The organism is Winogradskyella epiphytica, assembly GCF_003217215.1.
GTDB lineage: Bacteria > Bacteroidota > Bacteroidia > Flavobacteriales > Flavobacteriaceae > Winogradskyella > Winogradskyella epiphytica.
In genome coordinates, this window is sequence record NZ_QJTD01000027.1 from 1 (window position 1) to 4,327 (window position 4,327).

Consider the following 4,327-nt stretch of genomic DNA (forward strand, 5'->3'; position numbering starts at 1 on the left):
ACATGGAGTTATGCGATGACAACAGCAACGACGGCTTCGAGAGTTTCGATTTAAGTGCTCAAACGGCTTCGATTTTAGGCGGGCAATCAGCAGCAGACTTCACGGTAACTTATCACTTAAGTGCGGCGGAGGCTGATTTAGGAGATGGTGCTTTACCATTAAACTATACCAATACCGTTAATCCACAACCTATTTTCGTAAGAGTAGAAAGTGTGGCAGATGCTAACTGTTATAATTTCTCACCAAATGCGGTATTTGACCTCATAGTGAATACCAGAGCCTTAGCCACAGCGCCAAACAACTTAGAAACTTGTGATGATGTGAGTGGCGATGGTTTTGCGAGTTTTGATTTAGGCAGTCAAGAAGGCGTTATTTTAGGAGGTCAGGATTCTAATATTTATGAGGTGACTTTCCATGACTCTCAAGACGATGCGAATACCGGTGCAAATAGCTTGCCTTCAACCTATACAAACACAACGGCAAACCAACAAACGATTTATGTAAGAGTAGAGGATCCTACGTATCCCGATTGTTACGGAACCACCACTTTTGATCTTATTGTACATGCCTTACCAACGGCCATAGATCCAAGCCCATTAGAGGTATGTGACGATGGGACTCCAGACGGATTAACGCAGATGGACTTAAGTTTGAAGAATGGTGAAATTACAGGAGGTAACCCAGGATACGCTGTACGTTACTATGAGACCTTAGCAGAGGCGGAAGCAGGATCAGATGCCAATGCTTTACCAACGCTTTACACCAATACAAGTAATGGACAAATCATTTTTGTACGTGTAGAGGATACGAATACAGGATGTTACACAACTACAAGTTTAGAACTTATCGTACAACAAGCTCCTATAGCTAATACCCCACAACCGTTGTATTACTGTGATCCAGATAACGATGGTTTTGGCGAGTTTACATTGACTGATGCCGATGCCGAGATTACAGGCGGCGCCCCAGGATTAGAGGTGACTTACCATGAAACGATGGTCAATGCTCTAAATGGTGTAGATGCTGTAGATACTACAGTAAGCTATTCGAATATCGTAGTGAATACACAAACACTTTATGCAAGAGTAGAGAGTAGCACCATCGCTACCGACTGTGCTACTATTGTAGAACTACAGTTAATCGTAGAACCGACACCACAACTCATTGAGCCAACACCATTAGAGGTTTGTGATGATATCTCAGCCGATGGCTATGCTGAATTTAATCTTACCTTAAAAAATGACGAGGTGCTTAATGGTCAAGACCCAGCACAGTATATGGTAAGCTACTATTTGAGTGAAGATGATGCAGAAACGGCAACTAGCCCTATCGCAAATCCAACAGCTTTTACCAATACAGTGGCATTTAACCAAACGATTTGGATACGTGTAGAGGATAACACGACCGAGGGTTGTTATAAGACAATTAGCTTAGAGCTTATTGTAAACGCTTTACCAGTTTTGGTAACACCAGCCCCATTAGAACTTTGTGATGTCAATAACCCAGGAGATGAGAAAGAGCCTTTCACTTTAGAAGATGCTAATGAGGAGATCTTAAACGGACAAACAGGAATTACGTTAACGTATTACGAAACGCAATTAGACGCTGATAATGCGACGGCCCCAATTTCAAGTCCTTATGTGAACACTATCAATGCTCAGACCATTTTTGTAAGAGCAGAAAACGACGTAACGGGCTGTTATAATACGGTGACCATTACACTGAGAGTGGATCCTATTCCATCACCAGAACCGAATCCAACTCCAATAGAGGTTTGTGATGATGATAATGATGGATTTGCAGAGTTCGATTTAGAACAACGCACGATAGAGATTACTAACGGAGAGCCAAACGTGGCTATCACTTATCACGAAACATTAGCAGATGCAGAACAAGGCAACAATGCAATTACTGGATTATATACAAATATTGTAGCTCATCATCAGTTCATCTTTGTACGTTCAGAGAATACCTTAACCGGTTGCTACAGTTTAACAACTAATCGATTAGAGCTTATTGTGAACCCAGCACCAGAAGTGCCAACAGCCATAGAGCCTTATACAATATGTGATACCGATAATGATGGCATTGCTCAGTTTGACTTAACCACTAAGGATGAAGAGATTTTAAACGGTCAGAATCCAACAGAGGTACAATTGACTTATCATGTAAGTGCAGCCAATGCCGATAGTGGAACAAACCCAATTATCAATGTAGGGAACTACACCAATACTGGAAACCCACAAACCATTTATGTGCGTCTCTACGATCCAAGCACGGGATGTTATGACACTGGAGAGTTTGAACTGATGGTATCCTTGCCACCAGTAGCAGTACAGCCTACACAGTTAAGTGTTTGTGATGATCTTGGTGAAACACCAGGAGACGAAATCACGGTCTTTGACCTTACTGTGAAAGATAATGAGATTACAGGAGGTAACGGAAGTTGGTCAGTCGCTTACTATGAAACAAATGCCGATGCGCAAGCACAACAGAACGCGATAGAAGACCCAACACAATACACGAACACATCGGTAAACGGATTAGATGCTAACCCTCAAACCCTTTATGCAGTGGTTACAGATACCAATACAGGTTGTGTAGACTTTGTAACACTTACAATTCGAGTATTGCCCAACCCAACACCAACGCCAAGCGAGTTGTTACCTAATATAGAATTATGTGATGATGTAAATACAGGAGATGGTGTAGAAGTGTTTGACCTTACAGAGAATGAAGTGCTTATTCTTAATGGTGAAGCCGGAGTAACAGCAAGTTATTATGAGACCTTGAATGCTGCTAACTTAGGTACTAACGCCATACCAGACCCAACGCAGTATACCAATATTGAAACACCACAACAAGAAATCTATGTAAGAGTGACTAATAATGCTACAGGCTGTTATGAGTTAGTCGACTTTACGATAGTGGTTCATCCATTACCAGAGGTGGTAGCGGTAACCGATATGATTCAATGTGAGCTTTTCACTGATGGGATTGATAGTTTTGATTTAAGTACAAAAAATGAAGAAGTACTAAACGGACAAGACCCGACATTATTTACCGTGAGCTATCATGCGACACTTGCAGATGCCGAAGGCGGGGCTAATGGATTAGTAAGTCCTTATATAAACACCACTAACCCACAACAAATCTTTGTAAGGATTACCAATAATGAGACCGGTTGTTCCATCAGTACACAGAGCTTTAATATCGAGGTGCATGAAGCTGCACAAGCGAACCCAGATATGGAGCCTATTGTGTACGAATTATGTGATGATGAGATGGAGATTGATGGTGATCCATCTAATGATAGTGTACAATTTGATTTAACCACTATGGACGATGACATCTTAGACGGTCAAGATGCCGCTAATTACATTGTGACCTATTATGCAACCGAAGAAGATGCTAATCTTTATACCAATCCATTACCAACCTTATATGAGAATGTGGTGAACCCACAAGTGATTTATGCACGCGTAGATAATGATACGCCGGATGGGACAGGAGCAGATAGCTCTATCTGTTATGAAGTGGCTGAGCTAACCTTACAAGTTAACCCATTACCAAACTTTGATTTAGCAGATAGTTATACGCTATGTTTAAATACCAATGGCACTGAAGCTTTAGAACCATTAGTCATAGATACCGGCTTAGCAGCTGGAGATTATACCTTCGTGTGGAGTTATAATGGCGCTGAGCTTGTGGGTGAGAATGGACCGAGTATTATGCCAACTCAAGGAGGTAGTTATCATGTTTTTGTAACCGATATCAGCACCTCTACAGTGACGAGTTGTACTAATGAAGACACTACAGAAGTTATAGAAAGTGAGCCACCATCGTTACAAGTGAGTGTGGTAACACAAGCTTTTGGAGATAACAACGTTATAGAAGCAGTGGCTACAGGAGTAGGAGGCATAGGCGGCGTATTTGAATACAGTTTAGATGGCGGTCCATGGCAAGATGAAGGTGTATTTAGCAATGTATCCGCAGGAAGTCATTACATCACCGCTAGAGATCGAAACGGTTGTGGATTAACCACGGAGACTGTATTTGTATTAGATTACCCATTATATTTTACACCAAACGGAGACGGAAATAATGACACTTGGAACATTGAAGGTATTGGTGCTAATGCAAAAATTTATATATTTGACCGATACGGAAAGTTGTTAAAACAACTCAGTCCAACTGGCGAAGGATGGGACGGAACGTTTAATGGCAATAGTATGCCAACGAGTGATTACTGGTTTACAGTAGAATACGACGAACCTCTAACCGGTGAACGCAAAGAATTTAAAGCCCATTTTACCTTGAAACGATA

General features: G+C 41.4%; 1 protein-coding gene. It reads left to right on the forward strand.

Going from position 1 to position 4,327, the window contains the following annotated elements; all coding sequences use genetic code 11:
• The coding region (locus DFQ11_RS14775) for a T9SS type B sorting domain-containing protein (RefSeq protein ID WP_110476647.1) at window positions 1-4,327 on the forward strand (4,327 nt) is incomplete at both ends.